At 36.1% G+C, this 22,704-nt stretch carries 16 protein-coding genes and 1 tRNA gene; 9 read left to right on the forward strand and 8 right to left on the reverse strand.

Annotated features, from left to right (window positions below):
• Window positions 1-163: 163 nt before the first annotated feature.
• From E0F91_RS05060 to E0F91_RS05085, 6 genes are all read right to left on the reverse strand, one after another.
• On the reverse strand, window positions 164-1,213 hold the full coding sequence (locus tag E0F91_RS05060) for a UDP-glucose--hexose-1-phosphate uridylyltransferase (RefSeq protein ID WP_132065253.1): 1,050 nt from the start codon (window positions 1,211-1,213) through the stop codon (window positions 164-166).
• The gene (gene galK, locus E0F91_RS05065; protein ID WP_132065254.1) at window positions 1,214-2,383 is read right to left on the reverse strand and encodes a galactokinase; all 1,170 of its coding nucleotides are present in this window, start codon (window positions 2,381-2,383) and stop codon (window positions 1,214-1,216) included.
• Between the two features lie 56 nt (window positions 2,384-2,439).
• Window positions 2,440-4,866 carry a DUF4982 domain-containing protein gene (locus E0F91_RS05070; RefSeq protein ID WP_132065255.1) on the reverse strand — a complete coding sequence of 809 codons (2,427 nt, stop codon included), beginning with the start codon at window positions 4,864-4,866 and terminating at the stop codon, window positions 2,440-2,442.
• Between the two features lie 192 nt (window positions 4,867-5,058).
• Window positions 5,059-6,108, reverse strand: a complete 1,050-nt coding sequence (locus tag E0F91_RS05075) for a glycoside hydrolase family 53 protein (protein ID WP_132065256.1) — start codon at window positions 6,106-6,108, stop codon at window positions 5,059-5,061.
• A 6-nt stretch (window positions 6,109-6,114) separates the two neighbouring features.
• Complete coding sequence (locus E0F91_RS05080) at window positions 6,115-7,215, reverse strand: glycoside hydrolase family 53 protein (RefSeq protein WP_132065257.1); 1,101 nt, start codon at window positions 7,213-7,215, stop codon at window positions 6,115-6,117.
• A 1-nt stretch (window position 7,216) separates the two neighbouring features.
• Window positions 7,217-8,269 carry an aldose epimerase family protein gene (locus E0F91_RS05085; RefSeq protein ID WP_132065258.1) on the reverse strand — a complete coding sequence of 351 codons (1,053 nt, stop codon included), beginning with the start codon at window positions 8,267-8,269 and terminating at the stop codon, window positions 7,217-7,219.
• A gap of 103 nt (window positions 8,270-8,372) precedes the next feature.
• On the opposite strand from E0F91_RS05085, the gene E0F91_RS05090 reads away from it, so the two are divergent.
• Together E0F91_RS05090 and E0F91_RS05095 are read left to right on the forward strand one after the other, a co-directional pair.
• Window positions 8,373-9,371: a GntR family transcriptional regulator gene (locus E0F91_RS05090; protein ID WP_132065259.1), complete on the forward strand. Its 999-nt coding sequence runs from the start codon at window positions 8,373-8,375 to the stop codon at window positions 9,369-9,371.
• 195 nt (window positions 9,372-9,566) lie between these two features.
• Window positions 9,567-10,589 (forward strand): virulence RhuM family protein, encoded by a 1,023-nt coding sequence (locus tag E0F91_RS05095; RefSeq protein ID WP_132065260.1) that lies wholly within the window; start codon window positions 9,567-9,569, stop codon window positions 10,587-10,589.
• A gap of 104 nt (window positions 10,590-10,693) precedes the next feature.
• Here the strand turns inward: E0F91_RS05095 and E0F91_RS05100 are convergent.
• Window positions 10,694-10,773 (reverse strand) — tRNA-Leu (locus tag E0F91_RS05100).
• Between the two features lie 291 nt (window positions 10,774-11,064).
• On the opposite strand from E0F91_RS05100, the gene E0F91_RS05105 reads away from it, so the two are divergent.
• The 7 genes from E0F91_RS05105 to bioB all read left to right on the forward strand — a co-directional run bounded on the left by E0F91_RS05105 (window position 11,065) and on the right by bioB (window position 18,730).
• Window positions 11,065-12,006: a ribose-phosphate pyrophosphokinase gene (locus tag E0F91_RS05105; RefSeq protein ID WP_132065261.1), complete on the forward strand. Its 942-nt coding sequence runs from the start codon at window positions 11,065-11,067 to the stop codon at window positions 12,004-12,006.
• A gap of 43 nt (window positions 12,007-12,049) precedes the next feature.
• On the forward strand, window positions 12,050-12,661 hold the full coding sequence (locus E0F91_RS05110) for a 50S ribosomal protein L25/general stress protein Ctc (protein ID WP_073205004.1): 612 nt from the start codon (window positions 12,050-12,052) through the stop codon (window positions 12,659-12,661).
• A gap of 292 nt (window positions 12,662-12,953) precedes the next feature.
• Window positions 12,954-13,580 (forward strand): aminoacyl-tRNA hydrolase, encoded by a 627-nt coding sequence (gene pth, locus E0F91_RS05115; protein WP_132065262.1) that lies wholly within the window; start codon window positions 12,954-12,956, stop codon window positions 13,578-13,580.
• Between the two features lie 165 nt (window positions 13,581-13,745).
• Window positions 13,746-15,782: a M43 family zinc metalloprotease gene (locus E0F91_RS17670; protein WP_165930089.1), complete on the forward strand. Its 2,037-nt coding sequence runs from the start codon at window positions 13,746-13,748 to the stop codon at window positions 15,780-15,782.
• Window positions 15,783-15,881: 99 nt separating this feature from the next.
• Window positions 15,882-16,811, forward strand: coding sequence for a bifunctional riboflavin kinase/FAD synthetase (locus tag E0F91_RS05125; RefSeq protein ID WP_132065331.1), 930 nt, complete (start codon window positions 15,882-15,884; stop codon window positions 16,809-16,811).
• Window positions 16,812-16,927: 116 nt separating this feature from the next.
• Window positions 16,928-17,383, forward strand: coding sequence for a hypothetical protein (locus E0F91_RS05130; RefSeq protein WP_132065263.1), 456 nt, complete (start codon window positions 16,928-16,930; stop codon window positions 17,381-17,383).
• 261 nt (window positions 17,384-17,644) lie between these two features.
• Window positions 17,645-18,730 (forward strand): biotin synthase BioB, encoded by a 1,086-nt coding sequence (gene bioB / locus E0F91_RS05135; RefSeq protein ID WP_132065264.1) that lies wholly within the window; start codon window positions 17,645-17,647, stop codon window positions 18,728-18,730.
• Between the two features lie 63 nt (window positions 18,731-18,793).
• On the opposite strand, the gene E0F91_RS05140 is transcribed toward bioB, so the two are convergent.
• Entirely contained in the window at window positions 18,794-22,651 is a 3,858-nt protein-coding gene (locus E0F91_RS05140; RefSeq protein ID WP_243698841.1) for a T9SS sorting signal type C domain-containing protein, read from the reverse strand.
• Between the last annotated feature and the right edge of the window lie 53 nt (window positions 22,652-22,704).

Below are 22,704 nucleotides of genomic sequence, written 5' to 3' on the forward strand. Positions count from 1 at the left end.
AATCATTTATTAAAGAGCTTATTGTGTTTTTTAACCAAGAACCGTATCGGCATTATCCCAAATTACAGAAGCCTAAATAACGTTTCGTTCTCATCTTTCAACAATGATATATGCTAATTTTTGTCTGCTATTTTTCAAAAGCGTACATCATCTCTTGTAACTATTATTTATTTTTATAGTGTGTAATGGATAGCCCTCTTAAAATAGCAGCACTTTTCTCTGCTGTAATATCACGCTGTGATTCACCCATCATTTCATAACCTACCATAAATTTCTTTATAGTTGCCGAGCGCAACAATGGCGGATAAAAATGCATGTGAAAATGCCATTCTGGATGCAATTTACCGTCTGTAGGCGACTGATGAATTCCGGATGAATACGGAAATGACGTTTCAAAAAGATTATCGTATTTAGTGGTTAACTGTTTTAAAATAACAGCAAAATCAGTCACTTCCGTTTCCGTGAAATCAGTTATTTTACTCACATTTCGCTTGCTGACAATGATCGTTTCATACGGCCAAATGGCCCAAAAAGGAACTAATGCCACAAAATGTTCATTCTCAATAACAATGCGTTCGTCCAGTTTCAACTCTTCTTTTACATAATCTTCTAAAAGTGTTTTGTTGTGTGTATCAAAATACGTTTTCAGATTATTTTGCGTTTTCTCAACTTCAGTTGGCAAAGAGGATTGCGCCCAAATTTGTCCATGCGGATGCGGATTGCTGCAACCCATCACACTTCCTTTGTTTTCAAAAATCTGAACATGGTTGATGTAATCCACATTACCTAAATCCGTGTATTCTTTTTGCCAGGTATGAATGATATTTTCAATCGCTTCGACTGGCATTTCTGGCAAGGTCAAATTGTGTTTTGGCGAAAAGCAAACCACTCTTGAAATTCCTCTTTCTGGTTTTGCCCTAAAAAAAGTTTCGTTCCTATTTTCTTCAAAAGCTATTTCTTCTTGCTTTAAAGCGGCAAAATCATTTTCAAATACGAATGAATTTTCATAATCCGGGTTGACCATTCCATTCGCTCGAACATTTCCCGGACACAAGTAACAAGTCGGGTCATATTCCGGCAATGCATCCGAAGTTACTGTTTCATTTTGCCCTTGCCAAGGTCGTTTGGAACGGTGTGGAGAAACCAAAACCCATTCGTTAATTAACGGATTATAACGTCTGTGAGGATCTTCGTTGATGTCAAAATTTTTCATTTATTTCGCTATATAAAGTGATGTTCCGTTTCCAATTTTGACATCATAAATTTTTAATTCTATTCCAAATTCGTCCTGATACAACTTTGACAATTTGTTTTTCAAGGCTTCTTCTTGTCCTTTTTTGATCAAATTAATAGTACAGCCGCCAAAACCCCCGCCCATTAATCGCGAACCTATCACTGATGTATCTTCTTTAACGGTTTTTACTAAAAAATCTAATTCGGCACAACTTACTTCATAATCCACTGATAAACCTTCGTGCGTTTCGAACATTAATTGTCCTAAAATTTCAATATTTCCAGCATCCAAAGCATCACAAGCCAGTTTCACGCGATTAATTTCTTTCACCACAAAAAGGCTCCTTTTGAAAACATTCGCCGTCATTTTGTCTTTCAAACTTAAAATTTGCTCTTCGTTGCAATCTCTAAAACTACTAATTTCTGGGAAATTAGCACTAATTATCGAAATTCCTTCTTCACATTCTTCTCTTCTAGTATTGTAAGCCGAGCTAAATAAGGAATGCTTAACATTACTATCAAATAAAACTAAGGAATAATCATTAAAATTAGCATCATGATATTCGAATTCCAGTGTCTTGCAATCAATTTTTATGACTTTATTTTCTAAACCCATCACACTGGAAAACTGGTCCATAATTCCGCAATTGATTCCTACCCAATGTTCCGCTTTTTGTCCCATTAGCGCAATATCAATGGGTTTAATTTTCAAATCGAAGAGTTCATTTAAACCAAATAAAAAACCACATTCTAAAGCCGCTGAAGAAGACAAACCAGATCCCACCGGAATGTTACTACTGAAAACACAATTGAAACCCTCTACGGAATAACCATTCATTTTCAGCTGATTCAAAACACCACGCAAGTAATTTGTCCAAACACTTTCCGACTGCTTTTGATCCTCGTTTAAATCAACTTGGAACTCATCATTTAAATCGATAGCCACAATTTTAGCTGTATCCGAATTGTTTTTTTCGAAAGTAAAACAAATGATTTTATCGATAGCTGCTGGCAAAACATAGCCGTCATTATAATCGATATGTTCTCCAATAATATTGATTCTACCTGGAGAAAGAACTATTTTTGATGGTTCTGAGCCAAAAGTCTGCTGAAAAAAATCAGTTGTTTTGTGTATTAAAATGTCATTCATGATTTTAAAATTATCCATTCCCTTTTTAGGAACTCGCTGTTATTGTTGTTTTTATACTATTTCTTGGCATTCAAGATCAATTTACCGCTCTTAAGGCCAGAACCATTTACTTCAAGTTTTATATCGCCTGCAGTTAAAGTCGATTTTACGAGCACTACCAATTTACCGCTAAACAATTTCATGCTGTCTTTATGAAACATTTCAAGCGAAGTGGCATCGCCATTGCAGGCAGCTCTGTAAGTACCCGCTCCTGAAACTTTAAATTTCAATTGGTTGGTTGCTGTTGGACAAAGAATTCCATTTTTATCCACTACAGATACGGTTACAAAAGAAATATCTTCTCCGTTGGCACTGATGGTTTTTCGATCTGCTTCTAAAACAATTTGGTACGGTTTTCCAGCGGTTTTAACCTCTTCTTCAGCAACAGCTTTACCATTGTCATCATAAGCCACAACTTTTACTGTCCCAGGCTCATATTTTACATCCATCCACATCAAACGATAGCGATTTTGTGGCGTGTTCTTATTTTTTGTCTTCACGCCCATGCTTTTTCCATTAATAAAAAGTTCGGCGCTGCTGTAGCTCGTGTAAACAAAAACGGGAGTTGTTTCTCCTTCACGGCCTTCCCAGTTCCAATGTGGTAAGATGTGTAGCGTTGATTCTTTGGTATTCCAACGGCTTCGGTATAAATAATAACGGTCTTTAGGTAAACCCGCTAAATCGTTTATTCCAAAATAAGAACTTCGAGACGGCCAGCTTTCATCATAAGGTGTAGGTTCTCCTAAATAATCAAAACCCGTCCAAACAAACTCGCCAATGACCCAAGGTTTTTCATCTTGAAGCACAAAATCTTCATCAGGTACATTCGACCAACTGCAGGCTTCCAAATCATACGAAGAAGATTGAAAATCTGGATATTGCTTGTTTTTTTCTTGAACCACAGGGAATTTATAAATCCCTCTAGAACTAACCGTTGAAGCCGTTTCCGAACCCAAAATAAATCCTTGCGGAAATTTTTTATAGGCTTCATCGTATAAATGTACGCGGTAATTCAGTCCCGGAATATCAAGCAAAGCACCAAAACCAGATTCAATAGTTGCTTTTACTTGATCCATTCCCACCGTTACGGGACGTGTTGGATCTTCTCTATGGAATAGCTCTTGCAGCCATTTGGCACGTTTCACTCCTTCTTCGCCCCATTGATCAGGCACTTCGTTACCGGAACTCCACATCACAATTGAAGGATGATTTCTTGTGGCCTGTACTAAATTAACGATGTCTTTTTCCGCATAATCCTCAAAAAAACGATGGTATCCATTTTCAACTTTTGGCTTTGCCCATTCATCAAAACTCTCTGCTAAAAATAGAAATCCCATTTCATCCGCTAGTTCCAATTGCTCAAAAGAAGGCATGTTATGCGAACTGCGAATCGCATTACAACCCATGTCTTTTAATATCGTCATTTGCCTGCGCAACGCCGCTTTATTTACCGCAACGCCAAGCGGACCCAAATCATGGTGCAGACACACGCCTTTAAATTTGGTTATCTTTCCATTAAGACTGAAGCCTTTATTAGCCTCATATTTTATTTCCCGAATTCCAAAACGTGTTGTGATTTCATCTTTGAGTTCTGTTCCAGCATACAATTGCGAAACTGCTTTATACAAATAAGGCGTTTCAGGGCTCCATAGTTTTGGGTTTGCTACTTTTATATTTTGGTCAAATTCATTTCCGAATTGTTGCGTCGACTCTTCTGAACTTAGTTGACGTCCTTCGGAATCAAAAACAGTCGTGACTAAACGCGTGTTTTCACCCGATGCTTTTGTCTTTATATTTACTTTAGCCACTTCCTCACTAATAAAAGGTGTCGTTATAAACTGTCCCCATTGATCGATGCTTTCGTTGTTTTTTATAATAACACTTACATTTCGATACAAACCTGTACCAGGATACCAGCGGGACGCAAATTCTTTATTGGTTAGTTTTACTGACAAAGTATTGGCACCTTCATGAGCGAATTGGGAAACATCAAAATAGAAATAACTATAACCATACGCCCATTCTCCCACTTTTTTTCCGTTTAAATAGATTTGAGGCTCGCTCATCGCACCTTCAAAAAGTAATAGTATTTTTTTATCTTTTGAATCTTTAGGCAACGTAAATGTATTGCGGTACCACGCTGTTCCTATATGAGGTAGCGCGCCTGTTCGTCCTGTTTTTTCGGTAGCTATTGTTTCTCCGTTTTGAACAATGGCAACCTTCTGTATGTCTACATTTTTATCAAAAGGTCCATAAATTGCCCAATCGTGTGGTACGGTTACGGATTCCCATTTCGAGTCATTAAAATTTACTTTAGATGCCTCTTCAAAATCACCTTTTTGAAATTTCCAATTGGCATTAAGCACTTTAACTTCTCTTGATTGAGAGAAAGCTACTGGTGTAAATGCTAAAATTGCAAACAGAAAACATATCAATTTCTTCATTTTTATAATAAATTAGAATTTATTTTTTTGAAACATATAAGTCATTTAAGCTTTTAATTTGAATAATTAAAGTGAAAATCATAATGCATTTAAGTACTATCTGATGGCTTTGTAAAGAATAATATCGGTCTATACTCTCTTTTACCTTTGACATAACTCAACTGTTTTTAAACACTTAAATGACTTAAATGTTTACAATTCTTTAAATGCATCTAAAGCAGGCGAAGGTTTTCCGTCTTTTTGCCAAGCGCTCAAGGAATAACCGCTCCAAGATTTGGCTCCTTGCGGTTCCCAATACAAAACGCCTAAACCTTTATTATTAGGAACTGCTCTCACGGCTTTGATAGTTGCAGCGAGCAGTTCTTTAGTGTTTTGCACTTCTTCATCAATGCCGCCAACCTCTACAATCATCACTTCTTTGTTGTATCTAGCAACCATATCATTAAGATTATAAGCTAAATCCGCAATGGTTTCTGTGTAATCTTTTTTAATCCAAAAAGGATAATACGATAATCCAATCACATCGTATTTTACATTATTTGCTGTAGCATTATCAAAAAACCAACGAAATTTTTCGTTATTGTTCCCCTCATCAACGTGTACAATTACTTTGATTTTAGCATCAATAGCTTTTGTAGCTTCATACCCTTTGTTAAGTAATTGTGCCAATTGGTTCCAATTTTTCGTGCTTCCTTCCGGCCACAACATTCCTCCTGGAATTTCATTTCCTACTTGAACCCATTCTGGAGTAACTCCAACTGCTTTTAAAGCACTCAAAACGTCAAAAGTATGGTCGTACACATCCGTCATCAACTCCGAAAAGGTATGATTTTCCCAGGCTTTTGGTTTAAATTGTTTAGCAGGATCAGCCCATGAATCGCTATAATGAAAATCGATCATGATGCGCATTCCCATTTTTTGCGCACGCAAAGCCATGACAACCGTTTCTTCCTTGCTGCAATGTCCACTCGCTTTATCATCATTTGGATTGACCCAAACTCTTAGACGAATAGTATTCATTCCTCTATCTTTCAGTAACTGCAAACAATCTTTTTCGGTGCCATCGGTATCATAAAATTTATATCCTGTGGCTTCCATTTGCGGCAACCATCCTACATCAGCTCCTTTTGAAAAAGAATTCTTAGCAGTTGCTTGCACATTTTTAGTTGTACTGCAAGAAAAAAGTAGTGAAACCAGTACAGAAGTAACAACGAATCGGAAGTGTATCGGTAAGTTTTTCATTTTAAATTATCTATTAAACGCCTGAAAAACAGGCAATGCTTTATTATTAAAATCATAAAATGCCTGGTTTTCAAAAGTGGAACCATTTGCGGCTTGATTCCCTTTGAAAGAAATCCATTCTCCTCCCCAATACGCAAATCCCAAACCGTACTCTGACTCTTTAACGAGTGTTTTTATTGCCAAAACAAAGTTTTTTTGTCCATCAGGAGTCGCTGGATAACCCGAAACGAGTTGCGAATCTAAACCCACTATATTATTCGTCCAGTCATTATAACCTAAAGTAAAAGGATAAGCGGTTTCAGCAATAATCACTTTTTTACTGTATGTTTTTCCTAATGTATTAATGGCAGTTTTTATAACTTCTAAATCTTTTCCGTGCCAAATAGGATAATACGACAGCCCAATGTAATCGTAATCTACACTTTTAATTTTGTTAAAAAACCAATTCGTGTCCGAAGCTTTCACACCTGCATAATGAATCATGATTTTAGTGTTTGGTGCTTTGGTGCGAATAGTTGCGCTGGCAGTTGCCAATAAAGAAATGCTTTGTACTTCCTGATTGATTAAATTTCCTTGCGGCCAAAGGAATCCGCTATTAATTTCGTTCCCAATCTGGATAATATCTGGATTAATTTCCGTGAGAATTGTCGACGTGTAATTAGCCACCGCCGATTTTAAATCGGTAAACGACAAATTTTTCCATTCTGCTGGCGTCGTTTGGGCCGCAGGATCAGCCCAAGTATCCGAGTAATGTACTGTTAACCAAACTTTCAGTCCAGCTTGTTTGACGCGTTGCGAAAGCGCCTTAACTTCGGCCATTCCAGAACGTCCATTTGCTGGATTTTTCCAAAGACGGATGCGCACCGTGTTACAACCAGCATTTTTCAGAGTTGTAATCATATCTTCTGCTTGGTTGTTGCTGTTGTATAAAACCGTACCTGATGTTTCTATTTCCGGTAAAAAAGAAAGATCAGCAGCTCTAATAAAAGAATCTACGGCAACCGGCGGCTCCACTGCTGGAGTTTCACCTGTCTCATTACTAGTAGAACAGGAAATAAAAAATACGAAAAGGGATAAAAACCCTGAAATTAAAATGTTTCTTTTCATCTTAAAAAGATTGAAATTTATAAATGGTTTTATGATAATATAACTCTCCTTTTCTCAAAACAGAAGACGGAAAATGTTCGTGATTGGGCGCATCAGGGAAATTTTGGGTCTCAAAACAAATGCCGCTTGTGGGATGATAACTAGCATTTTCTTTCCCCTTTATTGTATTAAAGCAATTTCCGCCAACATAGATGTGAACTGCGGGCTGATTCGTATAAACAGACATTTTCAAAGTTTTGTCACTATTAAATAGAGATGCTGCGTATTCTTTTTCCTTATTTAAAATAAAAGTAGTGTCAATTTTTGACGGACAGGTTCTCGCCGCGGTAAAATCAAAAGGACAATTAGCAACATTGAGAAACCGTCCTGTTGGAATTCCCGAAGCTGTGGTTTCTAATATTCGTTGAGAATTTACACGCATTTCCTGATTTACAACGCTGGATTGATGCCCATCAAGATTGAAATAACTATGGTGCGTTAAGTTTATAATAGTATCTTCTGTTGTGCTGGCAATGTATTCTATGATTAATTCATTCTCGTCTGAGAGCATATAAGTCAAATCAACCGACAGTTCACCCGGAAAATGCTCCTCATCATCCGCACTTACGCACGTAAAAGTTACGGAAGGATTTTTGCCTTCACTGTATTTTTTTAATTTCCAATTTTTTTGGCTAAAGCCAATCGATCCGCCATGCAATGAATTCCCGTTGTTGTTTTTATTAAGGGAAATTGTTTTTCCGTTCAGTTTGAATTCACCTTCATTTATTCTTCCGGCAAATCGTCCTACGGTTGCGCCCAGATAAGGCGCACTCTCTAAATTAAAGGACTGCATATAGGCGTCCAAAGTGTCAAAACCTAAAACTACATCTACAAAATCTCCGTTTTTCAATGGAACTTTTAAGGAAGTAAGTGTAGCGCCAAAACCCATCACTTTCATTTGAATACCATTTTTATTTGCAAGTTCACAAATAGAAACCTCTTCCCCATCTGGCATGAAACCAAATGATTCCATTGCAGAATTGGATTTAAAATGTGATATGTGTTTTATTTTCATGATTTAATTATGAAATGTGAAAAACCAAAAGTAAATTAATTGCTATTATTAACATACCAGTACCTACCAGTTTTTTGTATATTGCCAAGAAATTCACTGCTGTATGAAAATAATTTCGATTCAGAACAACCTTGGAGTTCCTAAATACCGACAAATAATTAGTTCCGTCGAGAAGGCAATAGAAGATGAAAACCTACAAAAAGGAGACAAACTCCCCTCCGTAAACAAAGTTTGCCTTGAATTCTCCTTGTCCCGTGATACGGTTTTGCAAGCCTATGAAGAATTGAAAAAAAGAGGAATAATTTATGCTATTCCCGGTAAAGGATATTATGTAAAAAGCGTTGAAATCACCATAAAACAAAGGATATTTTTACTTTTTGACGAATTAAATATTTTCAAGGAAGACTTATATAATTCTTTTCTGGAAAACATTGGAAATAATGTTCAAGTTGACATTTTCTTTCATCATTTTAATACGCCCGTTTTCCAAAAACTAATTAATGACAGTAACGGAAATTACACTAAATACATTATTATGCCAACCAATTTAGCCGAGGCAGCATCAGCTATAAAAACCCTACCAGTTAACGAAGTATACATATTAGATCAAACCAATCCCGAACTAAAATCGTATCCGGCCGTATATCAGAATTTCGTAAAAGACATTTATGACGGATTATTGAAAGGAAAATCCAAGCTGAACAAATATGAAAAACTAATTATGATATTCCCGGGATTCCGCGAACCGCTAGGAATGAAAATTGGCTTTCATAATTTTTGTAAAGACTATGATTTTAGTTGTGATATTATTACCGAGTTTAGAAACAGGGAAATCAAGAAAGGGGAAGTTTACATCATTCCGAGCGATAGAGATTTAGTACGCGTTATTGAAAAAGCAAAGATTCAAAAACTACAATTAGGCAGTGATTACGGTATTATCTCATACAATGAAACACCACTAAAAAAAGTAGTTGAAAACGGAATCACAACAATTTCAACCAATTTTGAGGTAATGGGAAAGGTATTGGCAGAAATGATTTTAAAAGGCAAAAAAGAACAAATTGAGAACAAAAGCGCTTTGATTATTAGGAATTCGCTGTGACATAAAACCAAAAAAACCGCTTCGAAAGAGCTGTTTTTGTAACCGGAGCCGAAGAAATATATAATCCAAATTACTTTATTTTCAAAACTACATCGATTAATGGATATGTAGCAATAATACCCTATTTTTACCTAACTTTTTAAATTAGAGAATTCCAAGGTTGAAGAATAAAAGTAAAATCTAAAATGTACTTTCGTGAGTGAATTAACACCAAATAATAATAACTTTATCTTATATACTGCACCAAATGGCAGTATAAAAATAGAGGCATTTATTCAAGGAGAAACCATTTGGCTAACACAACAGAAAATAGCTGATTTATTTGACGTGGATAGGACAGTCGTGACCAAACACTTGAAAAACATTTTTCAAGAGAATGAATTACTAAAAGAGGCAACAAGTGCAAAATTTGCACAAGTTCAAACAGAAGGTGACAGAGAAGTAAAACGCAATATTGAATACTACAATTTAGATGCAATTATTTCAGTTGGATACCGTGTAAACTCAAGCAAAGCAACCCAGTTTCGTATTTGGGCAACAAACACCCTTAAAGAGTACATCATCAAAGGGTTTGCCATGGATGATGAACGTTTAAAGCAAGGGACTAGTACTTTTGACAAAGATTATTTTAAAGAACTACTGGATAGAGTTCGTTCTATTCGAACAAGTGAACGTAGAATATACCAACAAATCACTGATATATTTGCAGAATGTAGCATAGATTACAACCCAAAAGCAGAAGTAACCAAGAACTTTTACGCTACCATTCAAAACAAATTCCATTTTGCTATTACAGGGAAAACAGCAGCCGAAATCATTTATATAAAAGCGGATAGTTCAAAACCACAAATGGGATTGACAACTTTCAAAAATTCCCCAAACGGAAGAATTTTAAAATTGGACACTGGAATAGCCAAAAACTATCTCGAAGAAAAAGAAATTAAACAACTGGAACGTACCGTTTCTGGGTATTTTGATTACATCGAAAATCTTATTGAACGAAGAAACACCTTTACAATGGCAGCCTTAGCAGAAAGCGTGAACAAGTTCCTAAGTTTTAACGAATATAAAGTTTTAGAAGGTTTGGGAACAATTTCGCACCAACAAGCGATAAATAGAGCATCCAACGAATACGATAATTTTAATAAAACACAAAAAATAAACTCTGATTTTGATAAGCAGATTAAAGGTTTGGATAATTTGGATAAAAGGAATTAAAGAGTGAGTTTGTAAAATTTTGAGAAACAATAAAACTCAGCAACCTTTTAGCCACCCTTAAAAAGCAAAAAGCCTCTTAATCAAATGATTAAGAAGCTTTTAAGTACCCGGAGCCGGAGTCGAACCGGCACGGTTTCCCACAGGTGTTTGAGACCAGCGCGTCTACCAATTCCGCCATCCGGGCTTAGCAGACATGAAATAACAACAGTTATTTCAACGCAATAAAAGATGTGATTGTGTTTAAATCAACCATCAATTCCTTTAACACGGTGCAAATGTAAAAAATAATATTAAATGTTCAACTAAAAATACTTAATTTTTTCCTTTCAGAGTTGAATAAATTTTATAAATTTGCACCTCGTTAAAACGACACACACACAACTAACTACACCCGAGGCTAATACAAACATAAAGCTATTGACAAATCAAATAGCCGAACTGTATGGAGTGCAGCGGAATAAAAACAACAAATTAAATGTCACACCTAGAACCAGAAGCTAAAATTTTTGCTTGTTCACAAAGTGTCTATCTTGCTGAGAAAATAGCAAAGGAATACGGAATCCCATTAGGGAAAATCACCATGTCAAAATACAGCGACGGTGAGTTTCAACCTTCTTATGAAGAGTCTATCAGAGGATTGCGCGTATTTATTGTATGTTCGACTTTTCCAACGGCAGATAATTTGATGGAAATGTTACTAATGATTGATGCTGCAAAACGTGCTTCGGCAAGACACATTACAGCAGTAATTCCTTACTTTGGTTGGGCAAGACAAGATAGAAAAGACAAGCCAAGAGTTCCGATAGGAGCTAAACTAGTAGCTAATTTATTAGATGCAGCAGGCGCAACAAGAGTAATGACCATGGATTTGCACGCCGATCAAATTCAAGGATTCTTTGAAAAACCGGTAGACCATCTTTTTGCCTCAACCATCTTTTTGCCTTATGTGAAAAGTTTAGGTTTAGACAATTTGACTATTGCTTCTCCAGATATGGGAGGTTCAAAAAGAGCATATGCGTATTCTAAATTTTTAGAATCGGATGTGGTAATTTGCTACAAACAAAGAAAAGAAGCCAACATTATCGACACCATGGAATTAATTGGTGAGGTAAAAGGTAGAAATGTAATCTTAGTAGATGACATGATTGATACCGGAGGCACTTTGGCGAAAGCCGCAGATTTAATGATCGAAAAAGGAGCATTGAGCGTAAGAGCGATTTGTACCCACGCGATTTTATCTGGCGATGCTTACGAAAAAATAGAAAATTCTAAATTATTAGAATTAATCGTTACCGATTCTATTCCGTTAAAGAAAGAATCTAACAAAATAAGAGTGTTGAGTTGTGCGCCACTTTTTGCTGAAGTTATGCACATGGTACATCATAACAATTCCATTAGTGGAAAGTTTATAATGTAACTCCAAACAAGTAATATTATTTAATAACTATATTTTTTTTACAATGAAATCGATTACAATTAAAGGATCAGAAAGAGAAAGCGTGGGTAAAGTTGCGACTAAAGCCCTACGTAATGCTGGATTGGTTCCTTGCGTATTATACGGAGGAAATCAGGCAGTTCATTTCTCAGCAGAAGTTATGGCTTTCAAAAACTTGGTTTACACTCCAAACGCTCACACAGTTGAGATCGATCTTGGAAAAGGAAAATCATTTAACGCTATTTTACAAGATATCCAGGTTCACCCGGTATCTGACAAGATTTTACACATTGACTTCTTTCAATTATTTGATGACAAAGAAATCACTATGGAAGTTCCTGTAAAAGTAGTTGGAACATCTAAAGGAGTTCTTGCAGGTGGTGTTTTGCGTTTGAACACGCGTAAACTTAAAGTAAAAGCTTTACCAAAAAATCTTCCTGATTTTATTGAAGCTGACATTACTCCACTTGAAATGGGGAACAAATTGTACGTTACTAAATTAGTTAACGAAAACTACAAATTGATTCACCCTGACAACACTGTTGTTGCTCAAGTAAGAATCTCTCGTGCAGCTATGAAAGCAGCTCAAGAAGCAGCAAAAGCAGCGAAAGCTCCTGCAAAAGGAAAGAAAAAATAATCTTTTTTCAATCAAATTTAAAAGCATCAGTTGTAAAACTGGTGCTTTTTTTATGATTTTTAATGGCTACTTATTTTGCATTTTTAGGAGCAACACTCCTAAGATATTACACCCTAATCGTCCCGCTTTTCGTTGCAATCTTTTTGCACGCTAAAAAGCGAGCAATAAGGATTTTCACTACAATCTGGGCTACTCTACACTTTTATTATTCTTTATATAATTCCTCCCTAACATATGGAAATTATCTAAATATGTAATAGTCAAATCATGTAATTAAGTTTACTTTTGCAATATGATAAAATGGATTTCAAATTTAATCTCATCACCCAAAATAGAAGACAATACAGCTAATATGAAGAAATTTTTAATAGTTGGACTTGGTAATATAGGCGCTGAATACGTCAATACAAGACACAACATCGGATTTAAAATAGTGGATTTCTTGGCTAAGAAAGAAGGAATCAATTTCGAAACCGTAAAACTAGGTGCACTTGCGGAATACAAATTCAAAGGAAGAACTTTTCTGCTTTTGAAACCCAACACTTATATGAATTTAAGCGGAAAAGCCGTGCAATACTGGATGGACAAGGAAAATATTCCGCTTGAAAACATTCTGGTAATTACCGATGATTTAAATCTTTCTTTTGGAACCATTCGCATCCGACAAAAAGGAAGTGATGGCGGACACAACGGACTCAAAAACATCAACTTAGTACTGAACACACAAACCTACGCCCGATTCCGTTTTGGCATCAGCGATGAATTCAAAAAAGGAAAACAAGTAGATTACGTTCTTGGCGACTGGGATGATACAGAAAAAACAGCACTTCCGGAACGACTAGAAGTTGGATCAGAGATTATAAAATCTTTTGGAACCGCAGGTTTAGAAAACACCATGACTGCTTATAATGGAAAATAAAAACGCCTAATGTTAATCCAAGAGAAAAATTATTTAATTTTACACAAGAGTACTAATTAAACTCAAACAATCAACTACTTACATAGAAAATTACAGCCAGAATCCCATTAAGAGATCACACCAATAATTCCGCTGATTTCCTTAAATTCAAAAAATACTGACACCATGAAAAAAATTACTTTTCTTTTATTATCAACACTCCTTTTTATGGTCAACGCTACCTTTGCCCAGGTCAGTAACACGCAAGAGGTTGTGCTTTTTGGTAAAAAGAAAGTAATCAAAGAAGGATCCATAATTCGTTGTGCCACCACGGAATATGAAGAATATTTAAAATCTAAAAATCCTAACCGATTGTCTACCATTGAATTTGAAAAATGGATTGCTCCAAAAGTTAACTTGGAGAAAAACAAACCAGTAAATTCGCCTAAAGAATTTAAAACAAATGCTGTTATAACCATTCCTGTAGTTGTGCACGTGATTCACAACGGAGACTTATTAGGTGCAGATGAAAATATATTTGATGAGCAAGTAATTTCTCAAATTCAAGTACTAAATGAAGACTTTAGAAAAAAACTAAACACTCCGGGCTATAACACCAATCCCGTAGGAGCCGATGTAGAAATTGAATTCGCTCTAGCAAAACGAGATCCTGCAGGCGTTTTATCAAACGGAATAAACCATGTGAATTTAGAGCAAGAAAACTGGTCTACCGACGACATTAATACTATTGTAAAACCACAAACACAGTGGGATCCTGAAAAATACTTAAACATTTGGGTAGTAAAATTTACGAGTACAGAACTTTTGGGGTATGCTCAGTTCCCAAGTGCATCTGGACTTTCTGGCATAAGCGCAGATCCTGGGACAGCTGCTACCGATGGGGTCGTGATTGGATATGCTTTTTTTGGATCCTCCAGCTACTTTCCTGGTGGAACTTATGTAACAAATTATGACAAAGGAAGAACTACTTCACATGAAGTAGGACATTGGCTCGGCTTAAGACATATTTGGGGAGACGGAGGATGTGATATTGATGATTTTTGTAATGACACACCCAATGCGGGTCAAGCAAATGAAGGCTGCCCAACAGGTGTTGATTCCTGCCCCACTTCGCCTGGCTTAGACATGATTGAAAATTATATGGACTACACCAATGATGCTTGTATGAACATATTTACGGCAGATCAAAAAACGCGTATGATCACCGTTATGAATAATTCTGTAAGAAGAGTAGCTTTAAAAACTTCTGATGCGCTTATTCCAGGCGTTGTATTTGCAAATGATGCGGCTACAACTGTTGTAAACTTGAACATTAGTCCTTGTAGTAATTCTTTTCTACCAGTTATCAAAATAGTGAACAAAGGAAGCTCAAGATTAACTGCGGCTTCAATCTCTTATGGAGTTGACAATATAAACTTGCAAACGTATAACTGGACCGGCAATCTTGCCAACAACGAATCCCAAAACATCACCTTAAACAACGTGACTACAAGTGGAGGAAATCATAATTTTACTGCAACAATCATTAGCGCAAATGCAACTACAGATCAAAATTCGAATAACAATAGCAACACAGTAAATTTTGATATTACCAAAAACTATGCTACCAACACGGTGACTTTTTCTTTACAATTAGACCGTTTTGGAACAGAAACCACCTGGGAACTTACTAATGCAACAGGAACTAAACTGTATCAAGGTGGCCCATATACTGATACGCCAACAAACAGTCCACTTCCCGCACCTATAAACACTAGTTTCAACCTACCAAATAATGGCTGTTATACCCTTACTATTTTTGATACTGAAATGGATGGTCTTTGTTGTGATTACGGAATTGGTTCATATACGCTATCAACGCCATCAGACGAAATTATTGCTACTGGCGGGCAATTTGGCGAAGTAGAATCTAGGAGTTTTATAATTGGATCACTAGCTACAGCCGACTTAACAAACTCAAAATCTGTCTATCTGTATCCCAATCCTACATCAAATATATTGAATCTTGTTATTGAAAATAAATTAGAAACTCCAGAATCCTATACCATTATCAATAGTTTAGGTCAAATCATAAAAACAAAAAAGATAGAAACAGAGGAGGATCTACGCATAAACGTTTCTACTTTGTCTCAAGGCATTTATTTTTTAAAATTATCTAAAAATCAAACCGAAACAAGCACAGTTAAGTTCATTAAGAAATAAAATAACCCCTAATTAACTAAAAAAGGATTGAAGTTTTCAATCCTTTTTTAGTTATATCAAATGGATACCTTAAATTTGCGGTATTATAAAACACTTGCTTTGAATATTTTTCATTCTATAAACGATTTCAGTTCCACAAAAAAAACAATTATTACGTTAGGAACCTTTGACGGAGTTCACATTGGCCACAAAAAAATTCTGGAAAGAGTAATTCAAAACACGGATAATGAAAAATACGAAAGCCTAGTGCTTACTTTTTTTCCGCATCCCCGAATGGTTTTACAAGAACATTCAGACATACAGTTGCTCAACACCATCGATGAAAAAATAGATTTACTAAGAGAAATAGGCCTTGAAAATTTAGTCATCCATCCTTTTGACGAAACATTTTCAAGATTGACTGCCGAGGAATTTGTAAAGACGATTCTTGTCGACCGCTTTAAAATCCACAAAATCATTATCGGTCATGACCATAGATTTGGTAGAAATCGAACAGCAAACATTGATGATCTGATTGCTTTTGGTGAACAATATGATTTTGAAGTTGAACAAATATCTGTTCAAGAAATTAACGATATATCGGTAAGTTCTACAAAAATCAGAAATGCCCTATTGGAAGGAAATATGGCTTTGGCCAATGAATATTTAGGATACAATTACTTTCTTACCGGAACTATTATCAAAGGCAAACAATTAGGTAGAACGATCGGATTCCCAACCGCAAACTTAAAAATTGAAGAAAACTACAAACTGATTCCTAAAAATGGAGCATATATTGTAAAAAGCATTTTGGAACAAAAGACTGTTTTTGGAATAATGAATATTGGATTTAATCCAACAGTTAACGGACAAGTTCAGTCTATTGAAATCCATTATTTAGATTTTGATGAAGATATTTATAACGAACCTATTTGTGTTTCTATACTGCAAAGAATTCGTTCAGAACAAAAATTTGAATCGGTTGATCTCTTGAAAGAACAACTTGAAAAAGACAAAAAAAGTGCACTTACCTTCGTGAGCAATTTATAATTTCACAATAAATTCTTTCTTTTTTTGATAAAAAATTCCCTTTTTTTCTTTAATTTTGAGTGTCATACATTTTTTATCTAAAAAAATATGATTTGTAAACTTTTAAAATTAGTGATATGAAACTTCCAAAAGAATTAATAAACGGAATTATTATAATAGTAGGCATTGGACTTTATTTCTTAGCTATGGAACTACTTGGCCTTGCAGATATTTATTTTCTACGTGTGTTTAATGTATTGTTTATTTTCTACGGGACCAATAGAACTCTAAATTCAAATTATGTTGAAGGAAAAACAAGTTTAGCTACAAATGCTGTTGCTGGACTTTTTACCGCATTAACAGGCGTCCTTTTGAGCATTGCTGCATTAATTATTTACAGTTATGCCAGAGGGGGTGAAGCTTATATAGCATCACTATCTAAAACATTCTTATTTGGCGGCGAACCCTCAGTAATGACCTATTCCATCTCCTTGTTGTTTGAAGGAATTTCTTCAGCTGTTATTGTGACCTTTATGTTATTATTGTATTGGGATAACCGTTTTTCGCCAAATAAAAACGGCGCCAAGTCTTAAATTATCAATAGAAATGAAGCCTTTTTATTTTAAAACCGTACAAATGCAAGCCTTGTATTAAATTGCTGTAAACAACCGCATTTAAAAATCTGTACTGTTGGTTAGAAAACTAAGTAAAGAATCTATACCAGCGAATTCTTTCAGTAATACAATAGTCTTTCATAAAATATAGCTTCTGCATTTACCCTAGTGTTTTCAATTGTTTAACATTGGTTCTTTAGAACAATTTAACTACTTTTGACACATTATAAAATCGTATCAATGAGCATTACAAAACACAATTGGACCAAAGAAGAAATTATTGCACTATATAACAAACCTATGATGGACTTGCTTTACGAGGCAGCTTCAATTCATAGAGAGCATCACGATCCTAACGTGGTTCAAGTTTCGACTTTATTGTCAATAAAAACAGGTGGCTGTCCAGAAGATTGCGGGTATTGTCCGCAAGCGGCACGGTACCATACTGACATTGAAGGAAATGATTTAATGTCTGTTAGTCAAGTAAAAGCACAAGCTTTACGTGCAAAATCAAGTGGTTCGTCCCGCGTTTGTATGGGAGCAGCATGGAGAAACGTAAAAGATGGTCCTGAATTTGATCAAGTTTTAGAGATGGTTCGTACCATTAACAAACTAGATATGGAAGTGTGTTGTACCCTTGGGATGATCACGGAAAACCAAGCACACCGTTTGGCTGAAGCAGGCTTGTATGCCTATAATCATAATTTAGACACCTCTGAAGAATATTATAAAGAAGTTATTTCGACACGCGGATTTGAAGACCGCTTGCAAACCATAGCCAATGTTCGTAAAACGAACGTTACCGTTTGTAGCGGTGGAATCATTGGAATGGGCGAAAGCATTGAAGACAGAGCAGGAATGCTAGTGGCGCTTTCTACATTAAATCCACAACCTGAATCAGTTCCAATTAACGCTTTGGTAGCCGTAGAAGGAACTCCAATGGAAGAAGAAAAACCAGTTGAAATATGGGAAATGATCCGAATGGTAGCTACTACCAGAATTATCATGCCAGAAACCCAAGTTCGTTTATCTGCTGGCAGAATGAACATGAGTCGCGAAGGTCAGGCTATGTGTTTCTTTGCTGGTGCCAACTCCATTTTTGCCGGAGACAAACTGTTGACAACTCCAAATCCTGACGTAAACGAAGACATGAAAATGTTTGAAATGTTAGGTTTAAATCCTCAAAAACCGTTTACAAAAGTTTCTCAACCACAAACCGTTGAGGCTGAAAACTCTCAATTTGCTCCACTTGGTGAAAAACCAAAATGGTCAAGACCTGGACATACTATCGAAAAAAACATTGAGGCTTCTGGTAAAGAAAAATAATAGTTTTTTTTAAATCAATACTAAAAACCATCTTGTTGAAGCAAGATGGTTTTTTTATGAAAATTAGTAGCGCACTTTCTTAGTAACAGACCGCCCGTTTTGCAAAACTATTTTTACCATTACTATTTGATGAGTCACAAACCAATTAGTTATAGAATAATCGGTCTTATTTATACCGTTTTTGTGGTATATTTTTTTTCCTTCTAAACTATAAATTGTAATCTCCTTGATGAGTTCCTTTGTTGAATTTACTCGCAATTCTTTGTTTTTACTCGAAACAAAAATGGACTCTGTATCCTTTTCAGCATCATTTACAGTCAAGGTTTTATCTCTAAAAAGTAAAACAAAACGATCATCAAAAGTCCCAATTGCAGTGGTAAAAATATAACTTGCCTCGTTTAGGCCCTTAACAGTATTACTCCACTTATCTTCTATAAAAACATTTTGATTTTTCAAAAGCCCATCAGTTTCATCGATTTCAATTGTAAAGTTCCCCGCCAGTGCACTAGTGAATCCCAATTTAATTTCATCTGTTGTATCAAAGGGTAAAGTCCTGCCTTGTATCACTAAATTCTTCTCTTGATTAATGCTGTAAAAATCTAAATACTGATTCCCATCAAAACTTTCTCCATCAATAGAAGGATCAAAATCATTTGTAGCTCCAGCTGCATACCCAATCAAAATTTGTTTGAAAGCTCCTTCGCTATTCGATAAATTGAGCCAAATACGATGTTTTTCCATCTCACTGGATTTCTTTATTTTTGGTGCACTAAATTTAAAAAAATTAGTATTTTGACCCACAAGTCGCATGGTATTATTAAAAACAACATTCCCGCCACCATTACTACTTGTGATAAAAAAAGATTGTCCAGAAGCTATTTTTCCGTCCGGCTTAGCATTATTAATACCAGAATTTATGGCTGCACTTGTACCTACACCTCCCAATAAATTATAAACCGCATAATCATTAGAAGTATAAACATTTTTAGTAATTGCAGTATTATGTGTCCAAAGATAGATAGTCCCATCCATAATATCTTTATTCCTATTTATGAACGAATCTGCGTTTATGGCTGAAGGATACGGATTTCCTATAAGATTTGATGTGTCTGTTACACTAATTGGAGCGAATACGTCGCCATTATTTGGAACTCCGACAAAAAACGCTTCATGCCTTGCCGCGACAGTTTCTGAAAAAGTGTTGGGACCACGAATAATATAGCCTTTACCTACTGTCATACTTGTCGTTGGAGTCTCATTCAACCAAGAATTATTAGCTGCATCAAAAGAATAAAACTTGTCCGATGGCGTATTAGGAGAAACATCCATTAATTTTTGACTTGATACTGATGCTGACCAATAGGTATAATCTGTTGATAGTATTGGAGTTGTTTTTCTTTTCAGATGAATAATTCCAGAGTTCGTAACCTGATCTTCGGATTGATACAAGGCTGCGTTATTCTCTAAAATTAAGGTACCTGAGCCAGAATAGTCAAATACCAAACCCAACGTATTGCCTTCGGGAATTGTAACTGTTTTTCCAGAACTAATTGTACAGGAACACGAATTTACCGTTGTAAGTGCCGGATAATTTTCGTTGAAAAGAAGTGACTTTTCAGCGGAAGGTGTTCCGTTAGTCCAAGAAATTCCATTCCAATTAGAGCTATTGGTACAAAGCTTAATACGAGCCAAACGATGCTTCGCTACACCAGAAACAGAATTAAAATTACCTCCAATCATCACTTTATTACTTGGTGTAAAACAAATACTAAATAACGTATTGTTTAAATTCACACTAAAGGTAGCATCATAGATTCCAGTGGAAAGAAGACGCACCATTCGCCTGACTGTCGTTCCATTATAATTCCCAGCAAACGTTCCTCCAATCAACAATCGGTCATCCGGCTGGACAAGAATTGCCCTAATTTCTCCGCTACTAAAACCAGTTCCGGTTGTAAATGACGTATCTAAACTAGCGTCACTGTTCAATCTCAGGATTCTTTTGGCGGAAACGCCTTTGTAATTTAAAAATACGCCACCCACAATTAGCTTGTTATCTGATTGTAATGCAATTGTGTAGACATTTTTATCAAAACCAACACCTATTGAAAATCCCGAATCTATACTTCCATCTGTATTCAACCGAACCATCCTATTGTGAGACAACCCATTAAAAAGAGTAAACTGGCCACCCAAAACAATTTTTCCGTCTGGTTGTAACAAAATACAGTCTACAATAGCATCCGCACCAGAACCAATGGCAAAACCAGAATCCAAAGTTCCATCAGGTAATAATCGAACAATTCTATTGATTAAAATACCATTATAACTGGTGAAATTTCCCGATACAATTATTTTACCATCCGGCTGTAACGCCAAAGCATATACCTGATTATTGAAACCCGCACCAATCGCAAAAGCCGCATCAATTTCTCCATTCGCTTGAATTCTGACAATTCTATTTCTTACGACATCATTGTAATTTGTAAAAACACCGGCAATAACAATTTTGCCATCAGGCTGCACTACAGCAGTTTTTATAGAATTATTGGCTCCCGCAGCAGCAGTATTAAAAGAAGAATCAAGAATTCCTTGTTCGGACAACCGCATTACTCTGTTGCAAATGGCTCCATTGAATTTAGTGAAATTCCCAAAAACCATCGTTTTATTATCTGCTATAGCAATTACTTTTAAAACCGAATTATTAAAACCCACTCCAGCGGTAAGGTAACCGATATCTAAAGTTCCAAAACCATCAATTCTAGCTAGACGCCCTTGAGTTTGGGAATCAAAAACTAAAAACGAACCACCAATATACCACGAGTTTGCTACATCCTCTGTAATCGCATTCACTGTGCCAGTTGAGGGTCCAGATCCAATATCGAATGCTGGATTTATCACTCCATTAGCCTCTAACAAGATGATCTTATTAACATCAGTTCCATTATAAGAGTCATTTAACGAGCCTCCAATCATTATAGCACCGGCGGCGCTTACATTAATAATTTCAACTGTACCGCTACTAAATCCTGATCCGGAAATAAAAGAACTGTCGACCGATCCGTTGAAGTTCAACCGAATTATTTTATTAGCCGTAACACCATTAAAATTTAAAAAGGAACCTCCTACCAAAATCTTTCCATCCGTTTGCGTTGTAAGTGCTGATACGTTGGCATCAAAACCCGTTCCTACAACAAAAGTAGCATCAACAGAACCATTGGCGTTCAATCGCATTATTCTACCACAGGCAACACCATTAAACGAAGTAAAGGAACCGCCCAAAAGAATTTTTCCGTCTTGCTGTATATGGACTTCCTCTACCAATGAGCTGGCACCAACTCCCATTGCGAATGTTAGATCGAAATTTCCATTTGGTAAAATTCTAGCCATTCGGTTTGCAGTAGCTGAACCATACTTTGTAAAGCTACCAACTATGATAATACTACCATCAGACTGTAGAGCTAAGTCATACACTATTCCTGTGCCTACTGCAATCGCAGTATCAAAAGTAGGATCCCGAGAGCCATCAGGATTCAATCGGATTATTTTTCCGGCGCTAGATCCATTAAAAGCTGTAAAGTTCCCCCCTACAATTATTTTCCCATCCGGTTGTATTAAACTACAATACACATTAGCCTGAAAACCGGTACTCAATGTAAAGGAAGGATCTTTAGAACCATCCGGCAGTAATCGACATAAATAGGGAGTTGCACCTCCATTAAAATTCAAAAAATCGCCTCCCACAATCAGTTTTCCATCAGCCTGCAACGCCGTTGTTCTGACTGTTCCATCAAAACCGTCGCCCTGTAAACCGTCATCATAGGTATTGAATGCTGCATCTACCTTTCCTTGTTGAGAATAAGCGAGATTTAAGGTCGAATAGAGAAATGCAATCACGAAGTAAAGTAGTTTTGTTTTCAAATTTAGAGTGGCTTTAAAAATCTATTAGCAATAGCGATAGTATCAGAACTAAA

The sequence above is a fragment of the Flavobacterium sandaracinum genome (genome assembly GCF_004349135.1).
Classification (GTDB): Bacteria; Bacteroidota; Bacteroidia; order Flavobacteriales; family Flavobacteriaceae; genus Flavobacterium; species Flavobacterium sandaracinum.

Excerpts from the sequence above, each read along its gene's own strand:
- E0F91_RS05130 (WP_132065263.1), top strand. The coding sequence starts at position 16,928 with ATGAAACTTCCAAAAGAATTAATAAACGGAATTATTATAATAGTAGGC.
- E0F91_RS05085 (WP_132065258.1), bottom strand. The coding sequence starts at position 8,269 with ATGAAAATAAAACACATATCACATTTTAAATCCAATTCTGCAATGGAA.
- galK (WP_132065254.1), bottom strand. The coding sequence starts at position 2,383 with ATGAATGACATTTTAATACACAAAACAACTGATTTTTTTCAGCAGACT.
- E0F91_RS05110 (WP_073205004.1), top strand. The coding sequence starts at position 12,050 with ATGAAATCGATTACAATTAAAGGATCAGAAAGAGAAAGCGTGGGTAAA.
- bioB (WP_132065264.1), top strand. The coding sequence starts at position 17,645 with ATGAGCATTACAAAACACAATTGGACCAAAGAAGAAATTATTGCACTA.
- E0F91_RS17670 (WP_165930089.1), top strand. The coding sequence starts at position 13,746 with ATGAAAAAAATTACTTTTCTTTTATTATCAACACTCCTTTTTATGGTC.
- pth (WP_132065262.1), top strand. The coding sequence starts at position 12,954 with ATGATAAAATGGATTTCAAATTTAATCTCATCACCCAAAATAGAAGAC.
- E0F91_RS05080 (WP_132065257.1), bottom strand. The coding sequence starts at position 7,215 with ATGAAAAGAAACATTTTAATTTCAGGGTTTTTATCCCTTTTCGTATTT.
- E0F91_RS05090 (WP_132065259.1), top strand. The coding sequence starts at position 8,373 with ATGAAAATAATTTCGATTCAGAACAACCTTGGAGTTCCTAAATACCGA.
- E0F91_RS05060 (WP_132065253.1), bottom strand. The coding sequence starts at position 1,213 with ATGAAAAATTTTGACATCAACGAAGATCCTCACAGACGTTATAATCCG.
- E0F91_RS05105 (WP_132065261.1), top strand. The coding sequence starts at position 11,065 with ATGTCACACCTAGAACCAGAAGCTAAAATTTTTGCTTGTTCACAAAGT.
- E0F91_RS05070 (WP_132065255.1), bottom strand. The coding sequence starts at position 4,866 with ATGAAGAAATTGATATGTTTTCTGTTTGCAATTTTAGCATTTACACCA.
- E0F91_RS05075 (WP_132065256.1), bottom strand. The coding sequence starts at position 6,108 with ATGAAAAACTTACCGATACACTTCCGATTCGTTGTTACTTCTGTACTG.